Annotated in this window: 1 pseudogene; it reads left to right on the forward strand. The window is 61.6% G+C overall.

The window, feature by feature from the left end:
* Positions 1-245, forward strand: a pseudogene (locus tag EOD29_RS34190) (hypothetical protein); the annotation flags it as partial.

Here is a 245-nt window from a genome sequence, read left to right on the forward strand (position 1 = left end):
CTGATCCCGCCTATAAGGCCGAATGCCGAAAGGCGGCGGAATGGCTCGTCGCTTATCTTGAAGGGCTCGGCTTTACGGCCTCGGTGCGCGACACGCCTGGCCATCCGATGGTGGTCGCCCACCATGCCGGCGCTGCTTCCGATGCACCGCATGTTCTCTTTTACGGCCATTACGACGTCCAGCCGGTCGATCCGATCGAGCTGTGGGAAAACGATCCGTTCCAGCCGTCGATCAAGGATCTCGGC

Origin of the sequence: Mesorhizobium sp. M1A.T.Ca.IN.004.03.1.1 (genome assembly GCF_003997555.1) — a bacterium.
Lineage (GTDB): Bacteria > Pseudomonadota > Alphaproteobacteria > Rhizobiales > Rhizobiaceae > Mesorhizobium.